Origin of the sequence: Clostridium sp. MD294, assembly GCF_000364165.2 — a bacterium.
Classification (GTDB): Bacteria; Bacillota; Clostridia; order Lachnospirales; family Anaerotignaceae; genus Coprocola.
In genome coordinates this window covers 787,837-814,046 of sequence record NZ_CP097810.1, presented here as the reverse complement: position 1 = coordinate 814,046, position 26,210 = coordinate 787,837, and the positions used below count along the sequence as shown (strand labels likewise).

Genomic DNA, 26,210 nt, shown 5'->3' with positions numbered 1-26,210 from the left:
ATTTTCTCGTTAATACAAATATATATTCTTATAATGATTTGTGAAACTCATAAAAAAGCTAAAATTTTCTCTATTGACTTTTATAAAGCATATGTTACTATAAAAAAATATAAATATGTAGATTAAATTTTGTGCATTTTGTACACATCAAAAGATGTTTTTGCAAAAAAATATTTTCTTTGTAAAAACAAAAAAGAAAGGGAGGAATATTTATATGAAATATAGTAAAATTCTAATTTTAATGCTTTTATTACTTAATCATGTTACAATGGCATTTGCCTTTTCACCTATACCTAGTGATATAACAGGGCATTGGGCAGAAAATACAATATTACAATGGCAATCAGAAGAAAGAATAAAAGGATACGAAGACAACACATTTCGTCCAGATAATGCTATCACAAGAGCAGAATTTATTCATTTGCTTCACAGCATTATTACTATAAAACAAAATGCTATTGTAAATTTTAGTGATGTCAACACAAGCGACTGGTTTTATGAGGATATATCAAAAGCTGTTAGCAATCATATTATTTCTGGATTTGAAGACAATACATTTCGCCCTAACGAAATGATTACAAGAGCACAATCAGCACTAATTATTAGTAATGCTTTACAACTTCCTACCAATACCACAAATGGCACTGCTTTAAAAGATGATAGTGATATTCCAATATGGTCAAAAAATGCAGTATATGCTATGTTAAATGCTGGTTATATTTCTGGATATGAAGATGGCACTTTTAGAGCAAATCAAAATATGACAAGAGCAGAAGCAATTTCTATGCTTGACAGAATAGACAAAAGTAATACATTACATAAAAATGAAGCATCTGAAAATGATATTATAGAAAATTCTAATGAAAACAGTATTAAAATAAATATGCTAGAACCAGGTAACATTGATAATAATCAAAAAACATTAAAAAAAATAGTTTGGGAAAATGGTGACAGAAATCTTTATACATCAAATGAACAAAATAAAAACACTGAAAAAACTTTAATTATTACAAAAGATAACATCACTGAATTTTATGGAAAAACATTACAATATACAACTGTAAAAATAAAATTAGAAGATATTTCTATGGAATTACTTAATATAAAATTTACTGGAAATGTAGAAATTATTTCCGATATTCAAACAGATAAAATACCTACATTATATTTAAAAGGCAATACAAAAATAAAACATTTGACTACTTCTACACCTGTTATTATAAATTCAGAAAATAATATTATAAAAACATTTATTACAAAAGCAGAAACAACAATATCAGGAAATACTCAAATAACAAATTTAAAATGTTATAATAAAACAACTCTAATAGATAACACTACAATTACAGATACTGCACAGATTTTTTCTAACATTACCACAGACAGTAATACTCAAATCAATACTATAAAAATGATACCAAATACAGATGCTAGTATTTCTGCAAATGGTATCATTAATAAAATAAATGTAAATGGAAAAGGAAATATTTCTTATATTCATTTAGGAGAAAATACAAATGCTGATATTAACATTTCAGATTTTGCTATAGTAGAAAATATTACTCTTTATGAAAATACACAATGTCATATTACTATAAAAAATAATGCCGAATTAAATCAACTGCTTTCTTTTTCTCATTGTTTAGGTAGTACAGTAAAAAATAATGGTACTGTTCACAGCATTATTGTTTTAAATCCAGAAACTATTTCAGTAGAAAATGCTACAGTGGAAACTGCTATATTACAAAATATTACACTGATTTCATATCCAAAAAAATTACAGTATAAAGAAGGCGACACTTTATCTCTTTCAGGTATCTCATTACTTTTAGAATATCAAAATAATATTACTCAAGTTGTAAATAAATTAGAAGATATTGCATTTTATCATATTCAAACATCACCTACTCACAACACTATATTAACAGCAAAGCATCACAATACACCTATAAAAATATACAGTAATGACTTATATGTATATACAAATTTTATTACAATAGAAGGTATTGAAATAAGCACAGTAGATACAGAACACTTTCAAAAACTTATTCAACAATGTAAAACAATATTAAATGATACACTTATTAAATATGCAGAAGAGAAAATTCCAGTAGGAAAATATTATGTTACTGAAAATGATTTTATTTCATTTAAAGATATTCTATTCCTTTCAGAAAAATTATTACAAAAAGAAAATTTAACACAACAGCAAATACAAAATCAATATAATATACTACAATCTGCTCTACATGATTTTGAAGAAAAAAGAATACTTTCTGAAAAAGTAATTACACCTCCAGAATTATCTATAAATAATACATTACCTCAATATGGTGATGAAAATGTCATATTTTCAATAGAAAATATTCAAGAAAATACAATGTATTACTATACATTAGATGGTAATGAACCAACATCAGAAAGCATACTATACACAGAACCTGTTACATTATTGCCTCCTCAATCTACATCAGAAAGTTCTATTACTATTAAGGCTATTGCAGTACAATATAATATTTGTTCTGCCATATCTGAAAAAACTATAACTTATTCTGCAGCATTACCTATTGAGGATATTATGCTTTATCGTCTAAAAATTCCTATGATAGGAGAACAAACTACTTCTACAGTACAATCTAGTAATGAAACACAATATATTATACATTCTTTTTGTTGGAAAAATGCAATGAATACTGATGAAATTGTAAATTCATTTGAGCCAGATACTATTTATACTGCAGAAATTATGCTAAAAGCAAATAAACCTTATGCTTTTCAAAATGATATACTACCTAAATTAGATATTATAGATACAGATATAGATATTTCAATAGACAAAGAACGTTCTAATGCAAATTATTTATGTGTATTAGTTACTTTTGAAGCTACGCCCCCAATTCCTACAGAAGAATTAGCAGAAAAAGAACTAAATTATTTATTAGAACAAAACATAAATATTTCTGTACTAGACACAGATATTCCTGACTTTGAACAAGAAATAAAAGAATTTTGCTGTGAAGCAATTTTAAACTCTGCTCAAAAAATAATATCTAAATATTGGACACTAGAATTTGATGTGTTGGGTTACTTTTGCGGAAGTTCCTCTATTGGTATAACTGGTAAATTCACTATAATCAGTACAATAGACCCTTCTATAGCATTTACCTCCCCAAATTATGTAGACATAAGCATTCCTATTCTCTCAAATACTTTAGATAATTAATAAAATAGCTGTTCTCTTTTGAGAACAGCTATTTTCACTATACATTTACACCAAAACTTTTACAAAGTGCTTCTAATCCGCCCTGATAGCCACTACCTACAGCATTAAATTTCCAATCATTCCCATATCTATATATTTCACAAACTACAATAGCAGTTTCAATAGAAAACTCTTCCATTAAATCATATTTAAGTTCTTCTATTCCTATCATATCATTTTCATTAGAACGTCTGGCAACACGAACATAAGCATTTGAAATTTGTCCAAAATTTTGCCCTCTTTGAGTTGCTTCATGTATAGTAACAGTAATAGCAATTTTTTTAATTTCATCAGGTAATTTTTTAAAGTCAATCAATATAACTTCATCATCGCCTTCTCCATCACCTGTTAAATTATCACCTGTATGCACTACAGCACCATTTCTTCCATCTAAATTATTGTAAAATATAAAATCTTCATCTTTTAGTACTTTTCCATTTTCTCCTAATAAAAATACTGCTGCATCTAAGTCAAAGTCATAGCCTCCATCATACTGATTAGTATCCCAACCTAGCCCAACAAGTGCTAATGTCATTGCTTTTCCTAAATTTACTCTTTGTCCTTTTGAAAGATTAATACCCATATAAGCACCTCCTTACTACGATATTATAAAAAATGTTCTGCCAATGCTCCAATACTTGCATCTTGCGTAGCTTGTCCTATAGCATTAAATTTCCATTCTCCTTTATAACGATATACTTCTCCAAATATCATTGCTACCATATTGTCATAATTCTCAGAAAGATTATATTTGCAAAGTTCTTTATTTGTATCTGCATCTACTATTCTAATAAAAGCATTTTTAATCATACCAAAATGTTGATTTCTCTCATATGCTTTATAAATATTTACTACAAATACAATTTTTCCATAAGTATCAGGTATTTTATTTAATTCTACAATTAACTGTTCATCATCACCTTCTCCTGCACCTGTCAAATTATCACCTAAATGTATTATTGCATCTGTTTTGTGTCTTAAATTTCCAAAATATACAATATCACTTTTATCCAACAATTTTCCACTTTCTGAACAGACAATAGCAGAAGCATCACAGTCAATATCATTTTTCTTTTTAATACCTAAAAAACCTCTTTTTTGTTCTGCTTCGTCCCAGCCTAATCCTACAATAAGCCTTTTTAATCCAGCATTTCCTTTTGTTAAATCTACTTTTTGCCCTTTTTGTAAATTTACTGACATTTTTACATCTCCTTCACTACTCACCCTTTTGAAAAGCCAAATGAAGAAATCCAATTTGAAAATCCATTAGGGTTTCTAGTTTGTATACATATTGTTCCTGGTCCTCTAAAACGACACACAAGGCATTCCCCAGATATAATACTATTCACCCAGCCATTAGATGCTTTTTCAATGCTATAATTCATATCTTCTGTCCATGCTACTAAATGGCCATTGTCTACTATCATCTCTTCTCCTGCTGCTAATGTAATAGTATGAATAGCACCATAGCTGCTCAAAAACAATATGCCTTTTCCTTTTGCTTTTAATACAAAAAATCCTTCTTTTGAAAAAAATCCCTTTGCCAAATTTTGTATTTTTGTATCAATTTCAACATATTCTGTAGATGCTAAAAAACCATTTTTTTGTATAATCAAACCAGATGTTCCATCTAATTCTACATCAATAATACCTCCAGGATAAGCATGAGCAAATAAAACTTCTCCACTTCCTCGTGTTGCTGTAAGATACTGAAAAAAGAATTTTTCTCCAGAAAGCATACGTGTTAAACCTTTTCTAATACCACCTTCTACGCCACCTGTTACATCAATTGTAGAAGACATTGCTATCATAGCGTCTGCTTCTGCTTTGATACGTTCTCCCTTTTCCAATTGATATCTTACAATAGGAAAAGCATCTTGATGCAATATTTCATACTTCATACTATTCCCCTCTTTTCTATATAAAGTTACGCTACTTCAATGCCATAATTACCACAAAGAGCTGCTAATCCTCCTTGAAAACCACTTCCAACAGCATTAAACTTCCACTCTGAACCATTTCGATATAATTCTCCTACTACTACTGCTGTTTCAATAGAAAAGTCTTCTCCCAAATCATAACGAATTAATTCTTTATTATTTGCCTCATCTACTACTCTAATATAAGCATTAGAAACTTGCCCAAAATTTTGTTTTCTTGCTTCTGCGTCATATATTGTTGCTGTAAAAGCAATTCTCATTATATCAACAGGTACTTTAGAAAGATCAATCAATATTTGTTCATCATCTCCTTCTCCTTCGCCTGTTCTGTTATCTCCTTTATGCACCACAGCACCACTTTCATGGTTTAAATTGCTGTAGAATACAAAGTCATTTTGTTTTCTTACTTTTCCATTTTCCCCTAACAAAAACGCTGCTGTATCTAAGTCAAAAGCATTTCCTCCATCGTATTTATTTATGTCCCAGCCCAATCCAATACACATTTTTGTTAATCCAGGGTTTGTTTTTGTTAAATCCACTTTTTGTCCTTTTTGTAAATTAATAGGCATAAATCATCTCTCCTTTTTATAAAAACTTTAATTCTTTCCTTTACATATAAGCTTTCTTATTAAATCTACTGGTATAATTGTAAAAGCTAATACTATTACAAATAACCATTCTGTTGCTGTTAATCCATAGCAGCGAAGTATTTCGCCACCAAAATAAGTCATACTTATCTGAACCACAACAATCAAAAGTAATATTTTTAAAAATCCATTATTACCACTAATATTATCGAAAAGATTTATTTTTTCTGTTCTAGCATTAAAGGCATTAAATACAGAAGCAAATATAAAAAATGCAAAATAACCTGTCAGCATATATTTATTTGAAGGGTCATCTCTAAAAAAGGCATCTGCTTCATGCAATACAAGCATACCCATACTTAATACAAATATCCATAGACTACCTACAATAATTTCACTCCACATATACTTACTTACAATATTTTCATCTCTACGTTTAGGTTGTTCTTTCATATAACGCTTAAGTGCTGGTTCTCCTCCAAATGCAAGTGCTGCCAAAGTGTCCATGACAAGGTTTACCCACAATATTTGCGTAATAGATAAAGGATTTTCCATACCTAAAAGTGGTGACATAAATGAAACTAATACTGCTGCAACATTAATTGTTAACTGAAATATAATAAATTTTCTAATGCTATTAAATATTGTTCTACCATAAAGTATTGCTTTATCTATAGAAGTAAAATTGTCATCTAATATTACAATATCACTTGCTTCTTTTGCTACTTCTGTACCGCCTCCCATGGCAAAACCAACATCTGCTTTTTTTAGTGCTGGAGAGTCATTTACACCATCACCTGTCATACCAACAACTAAATTTAATTCCTGTGCTAATCTCACCAGTCGGCTTTTATCACTTGGCAACGCCCTTGCCACTACCCTTAAATCTTTAAGTCTTGATTTTATTTCTTCATCAGAAAGTGCAAACAATTCATCACTTGTTAACACTATTTCATTATCAGATGTTAAAAGTCCTGCTTCTTTTGCTATAGCAACAGCAGTATCTTTTCTATCACCTGTAATCATAACAACTTGTACACCAGCATTATGCACTTCTTGTATTGCTTCAATAGACTCTGGACGGACATCATCACGTATACCTAATACTCCTACTAATATATAATCATTTTCAGGTAATACATCATTTTCAATGCCCTTTTCAGATACTGCAAGTCCTAATACTCTAATAGCACGACAAGCTAATTCATTTATTTTTGTATTTACAATATCTGGATTTAATGGCTGTTTTTCTCCATTTTCATCAAAATACCATTTACATTTTGAAATAATTTTTTCTGGTGCACCTTTTAAAAGTGTATAATTAAAATCTCCTGTAACTTGTGCTGCAGAATATTTATTATCACTGTTAAATGGTACAGAAGCTATTTTTTTCACATTATAAGAAGGAATGTCCCCTGTTAAAAAGCCCAATACAGCTCTATCTGTACCATTTCCTCCTATAATTTTCCTTTTACCTTCTTCTTGAGAAATTACAGCTGTTGTGTTTTCTAATATGCTTATTGTCAAAATATTTTTTAATTTTGGTGTTACTCTTTCTAAACTATTCCACTCTAATCCTTTTCCATTCATAAATGTAACAACTTCTAATATGCCCTTTGTAATTGTACCTGTTTTATCACTAAAAAGAATATTTAAACTACCTGCTGTTTCAATACCGCTTATTTTTCTAACTAATACATTATCTTTTAACATTTTACCCATATTTTGAGCAGAAACAATAGCAATCATAAGTGGTAAACCTTCTGGTACAGCCATAACTATAATAATAACTGCTAACATAACCGCTTCTACAATGTCATTTACTATTGTTATCCAATTAGAGCAGTAATCTGAAATCAATGCCATATCAAAACTATTGTGTACTACAATTCTTTGAAATAACAATGCTACTGCAATTAATACACCACCAATATAACCAAATTTGCTAATACCATTTGCAAGATTTGTTAACTTTACTTTTAATGGCGACTCTCTATCATCATCGCTTTGCAGTTCACTTGCAATTTTACCATAAACAGATTTATCTCCTACTGTTGTTACTTCCATAATACCATTACCAGAACAAACAATAGTACCTCTAAATACTTTATAAGCATTTAAAAAGTCCATCGCTTTGGTTTCATCTTCTTGATATTCTTCTGGTATTGCTTTCTTTTTTGCTTCTTTGCTTTCACCATTTAATACAGATTGGTCTACATTGATGTTGCCATCAATTAAATTACCATCTGCTGGTATTTTGTCACCAGATTGCAATATAATACAATCTCCTACTACAATATCATCAATAGAAATTTCTGTAACTTCGCCATCTCTATATACTTTACATTTGATTTTAGAAGCTTCATCTTGCAATTTTTGAAAAGCATTTTCATTTCGATATTCCGAAAATGTAGATACAAATGTAGCAAGTATTACTGCCATTGCTATCCCTACAGACTCATACCACTCTGTTTGTCCCAAAAATGCAAACACTACATTGATAATCAATGCTACACAAAGTATTTTAATCATAGGGTCACCAAAATTACTCTTAAGTTTGTCCCAAAATCCTTCTGATTTTACTTCGCTTAGGCGATTATCACCATGTTCTTGTCTGCTCTTTAGGACTTGCTCTTCTGTCAATCCTAATTTATTCATCTTATTATTTTCCTCCTTAATTATATTTTATAAATTTGTATTCATTTTTGAATTAAAATCTATTTTTAATTGATTTAAGCGTTGTATATCTTGTTGTCTTTTTTGCTGTGCTTCTTGTTGTATTTTTTGTGTTTCTTCAATACCATTTACAATAGTTTGCCATGATTTTTCTAATGTTTCTATTTTAACAGAACTTCCTGACGCTAATTGTGTAGTAAGTTTAGATTGATTTACTGTATTTTGTGCATTTTTTAGAAGCATCTCATTTGTTCTCTCATCTAATGCTGCCATTGCTTCTGCTTGTATTTTTTGTCTTTTTAAAAGAATAGCTTGTGTTAGTGCTTGTTTAAATACAGGCAATGTAATAATAAAAGCAGAATTAATTTTTCTGATTAAATTCAAATTGCTAAACTGCATTGTTTTAATCATAGGAATAGACTGCATTGCTACATTTTCTGCAATGCGTAAATCCATTACTCTTTGGTCTAATATATCCTTTGTCTGTTCTAATCCCATAATATCCATTTGTAATACAGCATCTTGAGATTGTTGATAGTCTTGACGCATTTGTTGTAAATATTGGTCAAGTTCTTTTACACCTTGTTCTCCTGCTAATATATATTTTACAAGAGTTTGATAATATTCTACATTTGTTTGAAACATCTGCTCTAATTTTTGGTTAGAAACTTTAATTTCATTTTCATATTCTTTCAATTTAATGTAAATTTTATCAACTTCATCTCCCATAGTATGATATTTTGAAAGCACTTGTTCTAATTGTTTTTTTGCTCCTCCAAATAATTTACCCAAAACACCTTTTTTTTCTTCTGTTGCAATTTCTTCTAAATCAAATTTATCCATAATTTTCCCTAATGTTTTGAGCAACTCCCCTGAGTCATTAATTTGGTTCATATTGACACTATTTAATATTTGGTCTGAACATTTTGAAATGCCTTCTGCTGCTTCTGCACCAAATGACACAATCTCTTGAGGATTATAAACATCAATGGCACTTACAATATCATCAACCTCTTTAGAATTTACTAAATTTTTTGTCATCTCCTGTCTTTGTTCCACAATATTATATTCTTTTATTTCTTCTAGCTCTATTATATTTTGAGTAGTACTTTGAGTAACTGTAGGTTTAAAATTTAATGCCATTGTTATTTTCTCCTTCCAAATATTCTATTAAACAATCCACTTTCTGTTGTTATAGCCATTCTTTCCAATTTTGCTCTTTCTGGTATTTCCATTTGAAATAAATATTCCCCTATTTCATATTCTTCAAAAGCCTTTTTACTAATATATTTATCAATATTTCTATAACCTGTAGGAGTAAACACCACAATGTCAAATCCTATTAAATTTAAATAAAGTAAATAAATAGCATCTTCTAATGTTGCTATATTTTCATTAACAGAAACTACTACAACTTTAGGAATTTCTTTTGTAAAATCAAATTGTTGTATCATTTGTAATGTGATTTTATCTAAATTTAAAATAATATAAAGTATTACTTTTTCTATATCCACACCTTCTGCTTCTATCCATTTCAAATCTAACATTTCTTGTGCTTTTTGTAATATATAATTTTGTGTTTGTAAATTTAAAAAATCATAGCGATAATTGGAATGTTTTTTGACTGCTTTTATATCAATTTTATTTTTATTTAAAAATTGTGCAGCAAAAGAAGGAGAATGTCCTACTCTTGCAATATACGGAAAATTTTTAATAAATATTGTATTTTCTGTCAAAAGTTCAGAAATACTTTTTAAATATTTTGAAATATCTCCCTCTTTTACGCCATTTATTTTTGCAAAAATATTTGGTATAGTAACTATATTTTCTTTTATTTCAAAACCAGGACGATATTTTGCTTCTTCTTTCCAAATAATACTGATTTCTTCATATATTGTTTTTAATGTAACTGTCTGTGAATGTATAAACTGTTTTGGTCTATATAATCCTGTATCTTCATATAATATACTATCTAATTCTCTTTCTGCTTGATAAGCAGTCGTTGCTTGTTTTACTCTTATTGCCTTTTGAGGAAAACAAAACATTTCACTGTCATTTTCTAATTCAATCACTATACTATTGTTTTCTATTTCTTCAAATACAGTATGATATTCTTTTTTAGGTGAAATATATAAAACATCTACAGGCAAATAAGAAAGCATATTTAAAAATAATGCTTGATTTTTATTTATTTTACCATAGTATAAAAACAAAGGTATTTGTTCATAATCAAAATTTTGAAACAATATACTACTATAACGATTAAGCCAACAAACTAACTTCAATGCAGTATTATAAATTTTAGAAATACTTTGTTCTGTATACTGTTCCATTATAGTAAAAAAAGCTCTTTGAAAAAGTCTTTGTAATATTGTATTTCCTAGTAATACAATTTTTTCTGAAAACTGTTGTAGCATATCTTTTTGATTTTCATATTTTGTTAAACGTAATGTATTACTTTCTTCTATAGAAGGATTTTCTATATTTTGCTCTACTATCAAAAAAGGTTTGGCTTTTTGTTTTAACTCTTGTTTTAATGTATATAATCTATTTTGATATATTTCTAATTGGTCAACGCCAATATATTGTATAAAAATATTATAATAATGATTTCTATCTAACAGTGCTCTTTGACTATTTGTTTGAAATAAATTTTGCCAAAAATCTTCTTTTTGTAATATATTTGTTTTTACAAAATCAGATACTGATTGTATATTTTTATCTGTTTGTTGCTGTTTTTCTAGTACATTTAAGTCAATATTTTTAAAGTGTTTTGGAGGTTGTCCTCTTCTTTTTCCATATATCACATTAGACCACATTGCAGCAGTATCTATTTTAAAATAAGAAGCCTCATCATAAAAATGAACATATACAACATCGCAGCCACTAAAACACAACACTCTTAAAAGATATAATTCATATTTTGAAATATCTCCCTCATAAAGTATTTTTGGTACTTCTTCCTCTCCTAAAGTGCAAAGCATATTTCCAAAATAATACTTTAACCAGCACATAAATTTTACAAATGTATTTTTTAATATATTAATGTTATTTTGTTTTGTACTTAATTCATATAATATATAATATATTGCTTCTGAAATATTTTTTTGTATTTTCTGAGGTACAAAATCTAACCATTTTACTATAATTTCATAAAACAAATTTTGCTCTATTACAAAATCAAATTGTCCTACTTTATCAAAAAAATGGAAAACTTCATTTTCATTTGGTTGAGGTAATTTTTTTGATATATATTTTCCATTTTTCTGGCAATCTATTTGTATTTTTCTTTCCCATATTAGTAATTCTTCATCAAAACCAATAAAACGACAAAAATAAACGCCTTCTCTTTCTCTTTTAGAAAGGGGTTTAAAATAATCTTGTTTATCATTACAATTTAATTTTTGATACATTTGTTATAAATTCCTCTTTCTTTTTATCATAACTCTACTGAAAAAACAAAATTTTTATAAAATGATTACTACACATTTACTAAAATTATTTTGTTTTAATGGTACAGTAAAACATTGTTTCTGTCAAATAATAAACTTATTTTTTATAAAAAAAATACAGTTTATAAAAATTTTTTATATAAACTGTATTATAGTACCATTATGATAATACATTAATTGCTTCTATCACTTTTTCATAATCTTTTTTTACTTGTTCAAATGCCTCTGATGCTGTTTCATTATATTGTTGATTATCTCTTAATATATCAGACAAAATACTAGTAGAATGATATAATGTAGTTAATGACAAATTTTGACTAATTCCTTTTAAAGTATGTGCAGCACGAAATGCCTCTTCCATATTACTTTGTTCTATAGAACTACACAACAAATCATAGCTTTTATCATTTAACACTTTCAGCAAAAATTTCTTAATTCTTTCTTCTGTTCTTAATCTACTTTCTACTTCTTCATAATTTGCTCCCATTGCTTCATAGCACTGTTTTACTGTCATTGTACTTTTTCCCCTTTCACACTACTATTTATCTTTCTGTTGTGAAAATTTTGCTTTCCAAACAACTTCTATATCTTCATTATAAAAACAATAAGTATGTCCTCCATTATGTTTGGCTGTATATAATGCTTTATCTGCTTTTTCAAACAATTCGTCATATTCTTTTCGTTCACAGTCTTCTGAAGATGCTATTCCCATACTTACATTAATATCAAAATCTTTATATTTTCCATGTAATTTATGAAATACTCTTTCTACTTGTGGTTTTGTAGTGTCTTTATATTCCATAAAAATTAAAAATTCATCCCCACTCATACGAGCAGCTATATCTGCACTACGAATACTATTTTTAATAGTATCTCCTATATACTGTAAAATCTTATCTCCAGATTGATGACCATACTCATCATTTGCTTTTCTAAAATCATCAATATCAATCAAAAGTAATATATATTTCTTTTCTTGTTGTGTTGATAAAAGAGAAGAAATTTTATTTTTTGCAACACTATGATTTAATAATCCTGTTAAAGAATCTTGTGCCATAGCTAACTCTAAACGGTTCATTTTTTCTAGATACTCATGAATATCTACAATTTTTCCAATCGCACCCTCATATAATGGAGGTTCTTCATTTGTCCACATTGATTTCGCAATTACTTCGCTCCATCTTTGACTTCCATTAATATTTAAAAGGTAAGTTTCTTTTATAATAGAGTCTTCTGGTGTAGTATCTTTTAATCTTTTCAAAAGTTGTTCAAAATCTTCTTTAAAGAATACTTGATTTCCAAAAGTGCTTTCTTTTGGATTTAATATCATTTCTGGTAAGTTTAGGTACTCTGCCCCCCATTCAGAAAGCATAAGCATTTCTGGTGTAGCAGTATATTCAAATTGTATTTCTTTAGACATATTTGCAAAAAATTGATATTTCATTCTTTCATGTTCTAGCAAACGAAATGTTCTTTCAGATACATTTAATTCATTAATATCCATCATTTGTTGCTCTACTGTTTCAAGTAAATCTCTTTGAAAATGACTTGTTGCCGAAATTTCTTTAAACTCTTTTTCCAAAGTATCTGAAATTTCTGTTAAACATTCCATTAAAATAGGATTGAATACACCACATTCTCCATTTAATATCATATTTACTGCTACTTCATGTGTAAAAGCAGCTTTATATACCCTTTCGCTTGTCAAGGCATCATAAACATCTGCCAACGCAACTACTTGTGCTGCAATAGGGATTTCTTCGCCCTTTAAACCATCTGGATAACCTCTTCCATCATATCTTTCATGATGCCATCTGCAAATTTGATAGCTTACTTGAATTAACGGTTCATTTTCTCTCATAGGAATACAACTTAACATCTTTGCTCCTGCTGCAGAGTGTGTTTTCATTATTTCAAATTCTTCTTTTGTTAAACGTCCTGGTTTATTTAAAATTTCACTTGGTATTGCAATTTTTCCAATATCATGTAGTGCTGAAGCATTACAAATTAAAGAAATATCCCTTTTTGAAATGCCATATTTATCTGTTTTTTCCATTAATTTTTTTAGCAAAAGTTCTGTTAAAGTATGAACGTGTAAAACGTGCAAACCACTTTCTCCATTACGAAATTCTACAATATTAGACAATATCTCAATCATCAATCTGCTATCTTTTTCTTTTTCATAAAGTTGTTCTGTTACCATATGTGCTAACTCTCTTTGCTTTGCTGCAAGCATAATTGTGCTAGTAACACGACGTTGTACTACTCTTTCATCAAAAGGTCTACTGATATAATCCAATACACCTAAATCATATGCTTTATCCATATAAGAAGGCACTGTTTCTGCTGAAATAATAATTACTGGCACGCTTTTAATCCAGCCATTTTTATTCATTGTTTCTAGTAAACCAAATCCGTCCATAATTGGCATAACTATATCTAAAAGTATAACAGAAATTTCGTGTTCTTGATTATGTAATATTGCCGCAGCTTCCATTCCATTTTCTGCTTCTATAATATCAAATTCATTTGATAACATATCGGATAATAAGGAACGATTCATTTCTGAATCATCTACAATTAAAATTTTTCTTTTTACCACCATCTATCAACCTTTCTATTTACATCATACTTTATTTTTATTTTAAGTATTTTTTCAATATTTGTATCAGTCTATCTACATCAATTGGTTTAGATACATGCTCATTCATACCACATTCCAAAGAATGTTGTATATCTTCAGAAAATGCGTCTGCTGTCATAGCAATAATAGGTAAATTCACATCAGCACGTTCTTTCATCGCTCTAATCTCTTTTGCAGCATCATATCCACTCATAACTGGCATACGAATATCCATTAATATTACATCAAAATAACCTACCTCTGAATTCTTAAATTTTTGTACACAAATTTGACCATTTTCTGCTCTTTCTAATTCAAATCCAGCTTCTGAAAGAATATCTTCTGCAATTTCCCAATTCAAATCATTGTCTTCTGCTAATAATATATGTTTTCCTACAAAATTTTGTTCTTTTTGTTTTTGTTGTATTTCTTCTGCATCTTTTTCTATCATAAAAGAACTTAAGCCTAAAAATAGATTAGACTTAAACAATGGCTTTGAAATAAATCCATTTGCTCCAGCTTTTAACGCCTCTTCTTCTATATCGCTCCAATCATATGCAGATATAATCAATATAGGAATATTATTTCCTACTTGTTTTCTAATTTCACGCATTGTTTCTAAGCCATCCATATCTGGTATTTTCCAATCTAAAAGCACAATTTGATAATCATTGTTCTCTTGATGACGTTTTTTAACCATTTCTATTGCCATTTTTCCATTTAAAGCCCATTCCGCATTTATTCCTATTTCTTTTAATGAAAAAACAGCACTTTGACAAAGGTCTTCATTATTATCTGCTACCAATACATTCCATGGAGGAAGAAGCATATCTTCTTCTTTTGTAAATGCTTTTTCTAAATCCAATATAATATGAAATTCGCTTCCCTTTCCTGGTACACTATTTAATTGTATTGTACCACCCATAGTATCTATAATATATTTTGTAATTGCCATTCCTAATCCAGTACCTTCTGTTTTATATACCTGCTCTTTTTGCTCTCTCGAAAATTTTTCAAAAATCTTTTCTTGAAATTCTTTTGTCATTCCAATACCACTATCTTTTACTCTAAAATGACATCTTATATAATTTTGACCAACAGGTGAAGTTTCTTGTTCTAAATAAACTCTGATATTGCCATCTTCTGGTGTAAACTTAATAGCATTTGACAATAAGTTAATTAATACTTGATTTAAACGTACACTATCACAAAATACATTTTCTGTCTGAATTTTTTGTATAAAAATATCAAAATGTTGATTTTTTGCTTTAATTTGTGGTTGTACTATATTCACAATACTTTCCATTGCTTCTCTTAAAGAAATTTGGTGCATATTTAAAGTTAGTCTTCCACTTTCAATTTTAGACATATCTAACACATCATTAATCAAACCTAATAAATGTTTACTTGATAATGTTATTTTTGTTAAACAATCCTTTACTCTTGTTGTATCATTTATATTTGCCACAGCAATAGCAGTCATACCTACAATACCATTCATTGGTGTACGAATATCATGGCTCATATTAGAAAGAAATTCGCTTTTTGCTTTGTTTGCTTCAACTGCTTCTTTTTTTGCTTTGTCCAACTCTTTAAGCTGTTGCTGTGACATTCTGAAATACAATATAAAAATAATAAGTATCCCAATTAAAATAGTACCACAAGCTTCTAATATAGTATACTGCCTTATATCACTTAATTCTTTAATACTATCATTTAAAACTCCATAAGGCATAACTGCAACTAAATACCATTTAGAATTTGGTAGAGAAGAACAATACAGCTGTTGGTATACACCATTTACCATAATTAAGGTAGAATAATCTTCGTCTTGTTCCATAGCACTCTTTAATTCTTGAACATATCTTTCTGGTGTTTTTCCATGTAATTCTGAAAATAGTTCTTTAATACGAGTAAAATAATCTTCTTGAAATCCTTCTCCACTTCTAATTACAAAATTTCCATCTTTACGAATAATATGTGAATACATAATAGAAGTTTTTTCATCTAATACAAGAGCACTTTCTAAATAACTCATAGGTAATGCTACCACTAGTGAAGAACTTTTATTGTTTCCTTTCATAGGGTATTCTGCATCAATGGCCAGTATTAAAACTTTATCTCCATTTTCATCATAGCCTGTTGTTACTCTCTTACTTTTGTCTTTCAATATTTCACTAAATTCTTGTTTGTCTACTATTCTAATAGGTTTACCATAAACAATTTGTTCTTCTTCATTTTCTGTATAAAGTGCCAAATATGTAAATTCACGAATTTCAGCACTTAATGCCAGTTCTTGCAACATAGTGTCGCTATATTGAACACCTTGTTGTGGTGTACGTTTTACGATACCTTGTGCTTGTGACAATTTTAAATCAATGATAGCATCAAATTTTTGATGAATTTGTTTACTCATCTCTAACATATAAATTGCACCTATTTCAGTAATTGCCTTTTCACTTTTTTGGTTCATATATGAGCCTATCCAAACAAATACAGCAGTACACAATACGACCAAACAAATACCACTTATTGCAAAAAAACGTTTTGTCATTTGAAACATTAAAAAATTCTCCTCCTTTTTATTCTAAATCAACCAAGTATTTATCTATTTTTATATTACACTTTTGATTATATTTGTTATATTATATATAACTTCTAAAACATGAAATGAAATATATAAATATAAATGTTACATTTCTACAGAAAATTCTTTCATAACATTACATTATTTTTAGTTAAATTGATTAATATTTATATTATTTTATCATTTACTATTGAGCATATCATATCATATTCAATTATAATATGCAAGAGAATACACCAATTACTTCTATTACATAAAGTCAAATAACTACATAAAACAAATAATTAAATAACAAGCAATATTTTGAAATATACTATATTATAAAATATTTTCCACTATTAAAATAACAGTATTATTTCTATAAAACTATGTTATTATATATTGTACAATTAGTATAAATATACAATTTTAATACTAAAAATGAATACTTTATCCATATAATCTGGTGTGCAAAAAACTGTACAATTTTACATCTGATATATCTCTTATATATTAATGTAACATAATAAAATACTATTTACTTATTGCTATATAACAAATTATACTATTTGATAAACAACATAAAATAAAAAGGCGTTCATCAGTAAAAACTGTTATACGCCTTTATCATTCTTTATTTTAAAACTGCTCCCTCATTAGAGGAACAAACTAATTTTGAATATCTTGCTAACCAGCCATGTTTTATATTTGGTTCTTTTGGGACAAACTCTCTTCTTCTTTTTTCAAATTCTTGTTCACTTATTTCTGCATTTATTTTTCTATTTGGAATATCAATACTAATCATATCGCCCTCTTTCAAAAGAGCAATTTCACCACCTGTAGCTGCTTCTGGACAAACATGACCAATAGAAGCACCTCTTGATGCACCACTAAAACGGCCATCTGTAATCAAAGCAACATCTTTATCCAATTTCATACCTGCTAATGCTGAAGTAGGATTTAACATTTCTCTCATACCTGGCCCACCTTTTGGTCCTTCATAACGTATTACTACAACATCACCTTTTTTAATTTTTCCTCCAAATATTGCAGCAATAGCTTCTTCTTCACTGTTAAATACTCTTGCAGGACCTTTGTGTACAAGCATTTCTGCTGCTACAGCAGATTGTTTTACAGCACACCCTTCTTTTGCAATATTTCCCCAAAGTATTGCAATACCTCCTGTTGTACTATATGGATTATCAATGTCACGTATCACTTGTGTGTTTTTGTTTATTGCATCTGTAATATTTTCTTTTACTGTTTTACCTGTTACTGTCATTAAACTAGTATCAATCAAATCTTTTTTTGCTAATTCTGACATTACAGCCTGTACTCCTCCTGCTGCATACAAATCTTGTATATGATGAGGGCCAGCAGGTGCTAAGTGACACAAATTAGGTGTTTTTTCACTCACTTCATTAAACATATTCAAATCTAAAGGACAACCTGCCTCATGGGAAATTGCCAGTAAATGTAAAACACTATTTGTACTACAGCCTAATGCCATATCCATAGCTAGTCCATTTCGAAATGCTTTTTCTGTTAAAATATCTCTTGGTTTAATGTCTTTTTCTACCAATTCCATAATTTTCATACCAGCGTGTTTTGCTAAATGAATTCTTCCAGAATACACTGCAGGTATTGTTCCATTTCCAGGTAAGGCCATACCGATTGCTTCACTCAAACAATTCATAGAATTTGCTGTGTACATACCTGCACAAGAGCCACAGCCAGGACATACATTATTTTCATAATATTTTAATTCTTCATCGTTTATTATATTTGCTTTATAAGACCCAACTGCTTCAAACATTTTAGAAAGGCTTGTATGTTCTCCATTGACATCGCCAGCAAGCATAGGACCACCACTTACCACAATGGAAGGAATATTAATTCTAGCTGCTGCCATAATCATGCCAGGTACAATTTTATCACAGTTTGGCACTAATACCAATCCATCAAAACAATGTGCATTTGCCATTGTTTCTACACTATCTGCAATTAGCTCTCTTGATGCAAGAGAATATTTCATGCCAATATGTCCCATAGCAATACCATCACATACGCCAATCGCTGGTACAACAATAGGCGTACCTCCTGCCATAGAAACCCCAGTTTTCACTGCTGCTGTAATTTTATCCAAATTAATATGTCCAGGTACAATATCACTATAAGCAGACACAATACCAATCAAAGGTCTTTCGATTTCTTCATCTGTTAAACCACAAGCTCTCAATAAAGAACGTTGTGGCGCTTTTTCTGCACCTTTTGTTACATTATAACTTCTTCTTTCCACAATACTACCTCCTATTATTTTTTATTCATTTGTTGTTATTACCTATTTCTTTTATAAAATTACATTTATCATCAACAATACTGACAGAAAATTTTATATCCTTACTATATTTTATATTTTGTTTCAGCAAATAGTAAATATTGTTTGCATCACATTCCTCTTCTATATCACTATTAAAATATATATCGTAAAAACTTTCTAAATCATGAGGATAATTACACCCTGTAAAATGAAGTGATGGTATCTTTTGAATTATCCATTCCTCTACTTCCATTTGATTTGTAATATTACTCATCAACATTATTTCAACATCATCTGCATTTGTAGAATAAAAACTTACTTTTATCTCTTTTATCATAATTAATCCCTTTAAAATTCTTTCAATGCTAAACTCTTTATATAAATAATAGCCTACTTTATTGTTATATACACAGCTTATTATTGAAAATTGCCAAAGGCAGAATACAAATTCTGCCATTGACAATAATAATATTTATTTTTTATTTTTTTAACCAGCTCATCATTTTACGCAATCTTGCACCTACTGCCTCTAATGGGTGTGTTGCTTCTTTTGCACGTGTAGCAAGGAATTTTGCACAACCGCCTGCTTTATTTTCTTGTATCCATTCGCTTGCAAATGTACCATCTTGAATTTCAGAAAGCACTTTTTTCATTTCTTTTCTTGTTTCTTCTGTAATCAAACGTTTTCCTGTACGATAGTCGCCATATTCTGCTGTATTAGAAATAGAATATCTCATTTCAGCAAAACCGCCTCTATTGATTAAGTCAACAATCAATTTCATTTCGTGTATACATTCAAAGTATGCCATTTCTGGTTCATATCCTGCTTCTACCAATGTATCAAAACCAGCTTTCATCAATTCTGTTACACCACCACAAAGTACAGCTTGCTCTCCAAAAAGGTCTGTTTCTGTTTCTTCTTTGAATGTTGTTTGAATAATACCTGCTCTACCTGCACCAATGCCACAAGCCCAAGCTAAAGCATATTCTTTTGCTTTACCAGAAAAGTCCTGATACACCGCAATTAAAGAAGGTACACCCTGTCCTTCTGTGTAAAGGCTTCTTACAATATGTCCAGGACCTTTTGGTGCAACCATAATAACATCAACATTTTTTGGTGCTTTAATTTGATTAAAATGAATGTTGAAGCCATGTGCAAACATTAATATATTGCCTTCCTGCAAATTTGGAGCAATAGATTTATTATAAATATCTGGAGCTGCTTCATCTGGAACAAGCATCATAATAACATCAGCAACTTTTGCTGCTTCTGCTGTTTCTAATACTTTTAATCCTGCTGCTTCTGCTTTTGCACAACTTGCAGATGTTGTTCTTAAACCAACTACAACATCACAGCCACTCTCTTGCAAATTTAAAGCATGAGCGTGTCCTTGACTACCATATCCTATTACAGCAATTTTTTTACCTTTTAATAAATTCAAATCACAATCTTGGTCATAATACATTTGTACCATAATTTTTCTCCTCCGTAATATTATTCATTCTTTTTTACTTCTTTTTTATTTATATCAATCGGTTATAAAAACCGATTTCTATACATTATAACGCTGTTACACCTGTACGACACATTTCTTCAATTTCAAATTTAGATAATGCTGTCACAAAATTATCTACATTGCTTGGAATATCTGACAATTCTACTGTAATAGCATTTGGTTGTATTTCTAATATTTTTCCTTGAAATTCTGATACTGTGTTACTAATTTTTGCACTAGTAGCAGTATCTTCTGTATGAATTTTTAGCAATACCAATTCTTTACAAATAGCTTGTTTTTCATCTATTTGTGTTACTTTTTCCACTTCTTCCAATTTTGAAACCTGTTTAAATACTTTTTCTATAATTTCATCATCTGCTTCTACTACAACCGTTATTTTTGTAATTTTAGGGTTATCTGTAGGTGATGCAGAAATAGAATCTATATTATATCCTCTACGTGCAAATAAACTTGATATTCTTGCCAAAACACCAAAATTATTCTGTACTACAAGAGATAATATATGCTTTTTCATAATATCCTTCCTCCTAAATTATCATTAATCTACAATAATATCGTCAAAACTGCCTCCTGGTGGTATCATAGGCAATACTTTTTCATCTCTATCAATAATACATTCTATCACACTAGGACAGTTTGTGTTTTGTAAAGCCTGTTCAAACGCTTTTTTAAATTCTGTTACAGTAGTTGCTCTGTATCCTTTTGCTCCAAATGCTTCTGCTAATTTCACATAATTTGTTTTTCTATCCAATGTGGTATAAGCATATCTTTTTTCAAAAAACAGTTCTTGCCACTGTCTTACCATACCTAGAACTTGATTATTCATAATTACAGTAATAATAGGTAATTCATATGTGACACTTGTACAAAGTTCATTCAAATTCATATGAAAACTACCATCACCTGTAATATGAACAACACGTCTTTCAGGATAAGCAATTTTTGCACCAATAGAAGCACCATAGCTAAATCCCATTGTTCCCAGTCCTCCTGATGTCAAAAAAGAACGAGGTTTTGTTCTTTTACAGTACTGTGCTGTCCACATTTGATGCTGTCCAACATCTGTTACAATAATAGCATCTTCTCCACTTAATTCAGAAATTGCTTCTACCAATTTAAAAGGTTTAATAGTATTTTCATCATCTACTGGGTGATAATCAATTTCTTCTCTCCATTTATCTATTGTTTCTATCCATTCTTTTCTTTCTGAAGGCTGCACATATTTCATTAATCCTACTATAACATCTTTCACATCGCCTAATATGCTAAAATTTGTTCTTACGTTTTTATCAATTTCTGTATCATCAATGTCAATTTGTACTTTAATAGCATTTGATGCAAATTTCTCTTTATTTGTTGCTACTCTGTCAGAAAATCTTGTACCAATAGCAATCAACAAATCTGCCTCATTAATTGCTTTTGAACTAGAAACATGACCATGCATACCAACCATACCTAAATTTAATCTATCACCATAACTTAATACTCCTGTTGCCATAAGTGTATGACAGGCTGGTATAGAACAAGTATTAATCAATTCACTCAATTCACGAGAAGCTCTTGACGAAATAACACCACCACCAAAATAAATAACAGGACGAACACTTTTATTAATTAATTTAGCAAGATGTTTAATATCATCTTCTTTTACAGGAACATGGTGTTGTGACCTAACAATCTCTTTATGTTCAAATTCATAACTTGCTATAGTTAAATCTTTTGGAATATCCACTAAAACAGGGCCAGGACGTCCACTTTGTGCAATACGAAATGCTTCTCTTAATGTATCTGCTAAATCTTCTATATTTTTGACAAGAAAATTATGTTTTGTAATAGGTAATGTAACCCCTGCAATATATACTTCTTGAAAACTATCACGTCCCATAGCATCTGTTGTTACATTTCCTGTAATAGCAACCATAGGAATAGAGTCCATATATGCCGTAGCAATGCCTGTTACAATATTTGTTGCACCTGGTCCACTTGTTGCAATCACAACACCTGTTTTTCCTGTTGCTCTAGCATATCCATCTGCTGCATGAGATGCTCCTTGTTCATGTGCTGTTAAAATATGACGAATTCTATCTTTATTTTGAAGCAAAGCATCATAAATATTTATTACAGTTCCTCCAGGATAGCCAAATACAACATCGACACCTTCTTCTACCAATACCTCAACTATAATTTCTGCACCTGTTTTCATCATATCCATTTCCCCATTCATTAAATATTTTTCGTAATTACTATTTTTCATTTGTTTTTACTATTTTTCTATAAAAAAAGACTTTATCTCTTTTTTATTCAAGAGACAAAGTCTTAGGCTCTGCGGTACCACTCTTATTGCTATAAATAAATATAGCCACCTCAAAACATCTACACAATAATGTGTTAATGCTAATTCTTTTAACGAAGAATTAATCCGTTTGAACCTACACAAATTATTTCTGAATTCTTTAGTTCAACTGCTCTTGAGGAGATTTTCACAATTTATTGTTATTATCTTACACCAACCGACAACTCTCTGAAAACAAATGTAAAAGTTACTTTCCCTCAGTCACTGCATTTTTTTACTTTAATCATGAACAAAATTATAACCATTTTTATAAAAATGTCAATAGCAAATTTTATTTTATATTTTTTATTTGTATGACAACATAAATATGATATCAAATATTTTTCTATTGATATTATAAAATTAATATTATATAATTATTATTTACATTGGTGTTAAATTACAATAATCTTCTATTGTGCCACCTCTTTTAAAACATTCTATAATTTCTTTTCCTAGTGGGTCTAATTCTGGTACATCAAATTTCTTTAGCTCTTTTTCAAAAAAATTATTTAATATTTTTGCACCTTTATCATAACCTTCTATACCAAGCATTTCCTGTAGTTCGCATTTTAAAAATACACTTCTAATGTTCTGTCTTTCAATTTTCATTTCTTTTAAAGCATAACCTAAAAGAGGACATCTTGCAGGCTCTAAATTTTGACGTTTAATAATATTAATCCCGCCACGTCTTGCTAAATATTCTCTTGCTAACCATTCTGCTGCAAATCCTACTTTATATACACCTATATGCTGATTTGGTATCAATATATATTTTGTATTGCGACAGGAAATAATTTGTTGTAACAATAAATTCGCCTGTCTTACTCTTAATCCTGTTGCAAAAGGCCAGTAAGAACCAACACCTTCACTTTCCATACCTTTTGTAGCAATAATGCTTGGATTATTATGACCTCTTGGTGCTACCAATCTCCACAACCATGCTAAAGAAGGAGGTATAATTTGCATCAATCCCATAATACCATAGCTTGGACGTTCTGCCGTTGCTGGAGGCATACGTACTCCAAAACTACGTATATCTACTCCAACAGGCTCCTGTACAATTTTATTTACCATATATCTTGGAATAACTACACGAGGATTTGGACAAGGTTTTCCATCAGAGTCTAATGTGTGCTCCCAAGGCAAACAAGTTGCTCCTGCAACTCCTTGTAAATTGAAGAAAATAAGAGGTTCTTTTGGGTGAATTGCTATTTTTTCATAGGCAGGGCTACTTCCATATTCTGTAATACCATCTACTCTCAAAAACCAAGCATTTTCTCCATCAATAATACCTAATTTTCCATCTTCGCCTTGTATAGCAGGGTGACACATTGCCATATCATCAGAAATTGGCTCAATATCACAAGTATCTCCCAAGTGTAAATAATTTTTTCCTCCTGTTACAATATGTGTTCCTAGTAATATACGGCCGTCTGGCTCTCTATGCTCTACTTCAAGCATTTCACTTTTTCCACCGCCAGAAGCTCCTTCATGCATAATTACAATCTCATTTTCATATGGTGTAATAATTCTCGCAGCAGAAGCATGAGCAGTTACCCAATTTTCTTGCTCCCCAATATCTAATAATACACTATAAACTCCCTTTTTAGCAGATGGGCCAGGATACAAATTATAAGAAAAAATTTCATGACAATTATCTAAACGATTATGAACACACACTTGTTTTCCCTCAAAATGAGTATGTCTAAAAGGTGGTGCAACATAAATAATAGCACGTGGCACAAAAGGAACAATTTCTTCTTCTATATTTACAAATGCTTGCAAATTTGCAAGTGCATATGCAAAAAAAGCAGCATTTTTAGGACATATTAATATAGCAGGATAGCCATATTTTTTACCACCTGCTCTAAATGGTACAACAATTAATTCTCTTTCTTTCAGCCACAACAATGTTTCTTTTCTTAAACTAGAAAATTCATAACCATACGCTTCTTCAAAACGTTGCTTATCTGTTGGCTTTTTATCTGAAATAACCATACATTCTGGGTCACGGCGACGCATATAATCTTCTGTATAATTTACAGCAGCTCCATTGCGGCAACGCACAACATCTGCTTCTTTTTTTTCTTTGCCATGAACTGTATATGTGATGTCAAAAGAATTTTCTTTTTCTCCTCCAAATACCATATCATAAATTTCTGCTCTTGTTTTTGGAATAACTACATCAGAACAAGCATTTAAAATTTCTTTTAATTCTTCTGAAAAAGCAATTCTTTCTATATTTTTATCCATAACTTCCTCCTTCTCTTTTATTTATTAACATGATATGAAACAGCTTGTCATTAAAAGCAGAACAAAATATTTTTAAAATTTTTACTGTATTTTTACTTTCATGTTAATTTAGCAATATATTTTATTTTTTATCACTTATTTTAATATGCTATTATTCATTTGTAAATCTTAATTAAAAATGTACTTTTATTTTAAATTTTGTATGTTTTATTATAAATTATAATGCCATTTTAGTTCTAAAATAAACAAAATAAATAAATTCTAAAGTGTAATTTTTTTTAGATATAATATTTTTTATGATAAAAATATAGAATTAGTCCTTTTCTATCACATTTTTTTACAAAATTTAGTATTCTATTTTATCATTCAAAACAAAAAAGATAACCCCTCCGCTGTCACTTCAACGGAAAGGTTATCTTTCATTCTGAACTGGTTCTAACACTTCTATTTTTCTCACTCTTTCTTTATTTTATTTTATTCGTGTTTTTATTGAGATGTCATTTATAATCATCACAACACCATTTTCCATATTTAGTTGTATATTTCATATACTGTATTTGCTCTTTTTTTCCACATGGAATACATTTTTTATCTCTTTATAAAATGTTTTATATTTACCATTTGCTTTTACAGTTTTGAAATAGAAAACGAAACTTGCTTTAAACATCGGACTCAAGCC

Annotated in this window: 17 protein-coding genes and 1 other annotated feature; of the genes, 1 reads left to right on the top strand and 16 read right to left on the bottom strand. The window is 29.5% G+C overall.

Going from position 1 to position 26,210, the window contains the following annotated elements; genetic code table 11:
* Nucleotides 1-214 precede the first annotated feature (214 nt).
* A complete protein-coding gene (locus C820_RS03905) occupies nucleotides 215-3,223 on the top strand; it encodes an S-layer homology domain-containing protein (RefSeq protein WP_004038150.1) in 3,009 nt (1,002 codons plus the stop codon).
* A gap of 37 nt (nucleotides 3,224-3,260) precedes the next feature.
* Here C820_RS03905 and C820_RS03900 read toward each other — a convergent pair whose 3' ends face one another.
* From C820_RS03900 to C820_RS03825, 16 genes are all read right to left on the bottom strand, one after another.
* Entirely contained in the window at nucleotides 3,261-3,845 is a 585-nt protein-coding gene (locus C820_RS03900; protein WP_004038152.1) for a TerD family protein, read from the bottom strand.
* A 23-nt stretch (nucleotides 3,846-3,868) separates the two neighbouring features.
* Complete coding sequence (locus C820_RS03895; RefSeq protein ID WP_004038154.1) at nucleotides 3,869-4,462, bottom strand: TerD family protein; 594 nt, start codon at nucleotides 4,460-4,462, stop codon at nucleotides 3,869-3,871.
* Nucleotides 4,463-4,482: 20 nt separating this feature from the next.
* Entirely contained in the window at nucleotides 4,483-5,163 is a 681-nt protein-coding gene (locus C820_RS03890; protein ID WP_004038156.1) for a TIGR00266 family protein, read from the bottom strand.
* A gap of 26 nt (nucleotides 5,164-5,189) precedes the next feature.
* Nucleotides 5,190-5,771 carry a TerD family protein gene (locus C820_RS03885; protein ID WP_004038157.1) on the bottom strand — a complete coding sequence of 194 codons (582 nt, stop codon included), beginning with the start codon at nucleotides 5,769-5,771 and terminating at the stop codon, nucleotides 5,190-5,192.
* A gap of 27 nt (nucleotides 5,772-5,798) precedes the next feature.
* Complete coding sequence (locus tag C820_RS03880; protein WP_004038163.1) at nucleotides 5,799-8,447, bottom strand: calcium-translocating P-type ATPase, PMCA-type; 2,649 nt, start codon at nucleotides 8,445-8,447, stop codon at nucleotides 5,799-5,801.
* A 27-nt stretch (nucleotides 8,448-8,474) separates the two neighbouring features.
* Nucleotides 8,475-9,608: a toxic anion resistance protein gene (locus C820_RS03875; protein WP_004038165.1), complete on the bottom strand. Its 1,134-nt coding sequence runs from the start codon at nucleotides 9,606-9,608 to the stop codon at nucleotides 8,475-8,477.
* A gap of 2 nt (nucleotides 9,609-9,610) precedes the next feature.
* The gene (locus C820_RS03870) at nucleotides 9,611-11,878 is read right to left on the bottom strand and encodes a YceG family protein (RefSeq protein ID WP_004038168.1); all 2,268 of its coding nucleotides are present in this window, start codon (nucleotides 11,876-11,878) and stop codon (nucleotides 9,611-9,613) included.
* A gap of 199 nt (nucleotides 11,879-12,077) precedes the next feature.
* A complete protein-coding gene (locus C820_RS03865; protein ID WP_004038171.1) occupies nucleotides 12,078-12,431 on the bottom strand; it encodes an Hpt domain-containing protein in 354 nt (117 codons plus the stop codon).
* Between the two features lie 24 nt (nucleotides 12,432-12,455).
* Nucleotides 12,456-14,522 (bottom strand): bifunctional diguanylate cyclase/phosphohydrolase, encoded by a 2,067-nt coding sequence (locus C820_RS03860; protein WP_004038173.1) that lies wholly within the window; start codon nucleotides 14,520-14,522, stop codon nucleotides 12,456-12,458.
* 34 nt (nucleotides 14,523-14,556) lie between these two features.
* Entirely contained in the window at nucleotides 14,557-17,103 is a 2,547-nt protein-coding gene (locus C820_RS03855; RefSeq protein ID WP_004038175.1) for a response regulator, read from the bottom strand.
* A 637-nt stretch (nucleotides 17,104-17,740) separates the two neighbouring features.
* Nucleotides 17,741-19,405 carry a dihydroxy-acid dehydratase gene (gene ilvD, locus C820_RS03850; RefSeq protein ID WP_004038177.1) on the bottom strand — a complete coding sequence of 555 codons (1,665 nt, stop codon included), beginning with the start codon at nucleotides 19,403-19,405 and terminating at the stop codon, nucleotides 17,741-17,743.
* A 25-nt stretch (nucleotides 19,406-19,430) separates the two neighbouring features.
* Complete coding sequence (locus C820_RS03845; RefSeq protein WP_156801463.1) at nucleotides 19,431-19,763, bottom strand: hypothetical protein; 333 nt, start codon at nucleotides 19,761-19,763, stop codon at nucleotides 19,431-19,433.
* A gap of 142 nt (nucleotides 19,764-19,905) precedes the next feature.
* Nucleotides 19,906-20,901 carry a ketol-acid reductoisomerase gene (gene ilvC, locus C820_RS03840; protein ID WP_004038179.1) on the bottom strand — a complete coding sequence of 332 codons (996 nt, stop codon included), beginning with the start codon at nucleotides 20,899-20,901 and terminating at the stop codon, nucleotides 19,906-19,908.
* Between the two features lie 85 nt (nucleotides 20,902-20,986).
* The gene (gene ilvN / locus C820_RS03835; protein WP_004038180.1) at nucleotides 20,987-21,457 is read right to left on the bottom strand and encodes an acetolactate synthase small subunit; all 471 of its coding nucleotides are present in this window, start codon (nucleotides 21,455-21,457) and stop codon (nucleotides 20,987-20,989) included.
* A gap of 24 nt (nucleotides 21,458-21,481) precedes the next feature.
* Entirely contained in the window at nucleotides 21,482-23,149 is a 1,668-nt protein-coding gene (gene ilvB / locus C820_RS03830) for a biosynthetic-type acetolactate synthase large subunit (protein WP_035296955.1), read from the bottom strand.
* A gap of 95 nt (nucleotides 23,150-23,244) precedes the next feature.
* Nucleotides 23,245-23,510, bottom strand: a binding site (T-box leader).
* Nucleotides 23,511-23,659: 149 nt separating this feature from the next.
* The gene (locus C820_RS03825) at nucleotides 23,660-25,531 is read right to left on the bottom strand and encodes a DUF4914 family protein (protein ID WP_004038182.1); all 1,872 of its coding nucleotides are present in this window, start codon (nucleotides 25,529-25,531) and stop codon (nucleotides 23,660-23,662) included.
* Nucleotides 25,532-26,210 lie beyond the last annotated feature (679 nt).

Excerpts from the sequence above, each read along its gene's own strand:
- C820_RS03905 (WP_004038150.1), top strand. The coding sequence starts at position 215 with ATGAAATATAGTAAAATTCTAATTTTAATGCTTTTATTACTTAATCAT.
- C820_RS03900 (WP_004038152.1), bottom strand. The coding sequence starts at position 3,845 with ATGGGTATTAATCTTTCAAAAGGACAAAGAGTAAATTTAGGAAAAGCA.
- C820_RS03895 (WP_004038154.1), bottom strand. The coding sequence starts at position 4,462 with ATGTCAGTAAATTTACAAAAAGGGCAAAAAGTAGATTTAACAAAAGGA.
- C820_RS03890 (WP_004038156.1), bottom strand. The coding sequence starts at position 5,163 with ATGAAGTATGAAATATTGCATCAAGATGCTTTTCCTATTGTAAGATAT.
- C820_RS03885 (WP_004038157.1), bottom strand. The coding sequence starts at position 5,771 with ATGCCTATTAATTTACAAAAAGGACAAAAAGTGGATTTAACAAAAACA.
- C820_RS03880 (WP_004038163.1), bottom strand. The coding sequence starts at position 8,447 with ATGAATAAATTAGGATTGACAGAAGAGCAAGTCCTAAAGAGCAGACAA.
- C820_RS03875 (WP_004038165.1), bottom strand. The coding sequence starts at position 9,608 with ATGGCATTAAATTTTAAACCTACAGTTACTCAAAGTACTACTCAAAAT.
- C820_RS03870 (WP_004038168.1), bottom strand. The coding sequence starts at position 11,878 with ATGTATCAAAAATTAAATTGTAATGATAAACAAGATTATTTTAAACCC.
- C820_RS03865 (WP_004038171.1), bottom strand. The coding sequence starts at position 12,431 with ATGACAGTAAAACAGTGCTATGAAGCAATGGGAGCAAATTATGAAGAA.
- C820_RS03860 (WP_004038173.1), bottom strand. The coding sequence starts at position 14,522 with ATGGTGGTAAAAAGAAAAATTTTAATTGTAGATGATTCAGAAATGAAT.
- C820_RS03855 (WP_004038175.1), bottom strand. The coding sequence starts at position 17,103 with ATGTTTCAAATGACAAAACGTTTTTTTGCAATAAGTGGTATTTGTTTG.
- C820_RS03845 (WP_156801463.1), bottom strand. The coding sequence starts at position 19,763 with ATGATAAAAGAGATAAAAGTAAGTTTTTATTCTACAAATGCAGATGAT.
- ilvC (WP_004038179.1), bottom strand. The coding sequence starts at position 20,901 with ATGGTACAAATGTATTATGACCAAGATTGTGATTTGAATTTATTAAAA.
- ilvN (WP_004038180.1), bottom strand. The coding sequence starts at position 21,457 with ATGAAAAAGCATATATTATCTCTTGTAGTACAGAATAATTTTGGTGTT.
- ilvB (WP_035296955.1), bottom strand. The coding sequence starts at position 23,149 with ATGATGAAAACAGGTGCAGAAATTATAGTTGAGGTATTGGTAGAAGAA.
- C820_RS03825 (WP_004038182.1), bottom strand. The coding sequence starts at position 25,531 with ATGGATAAAAATATAGAAAGAATTGCTTTTTCAGAAGAATTAAAAGAA.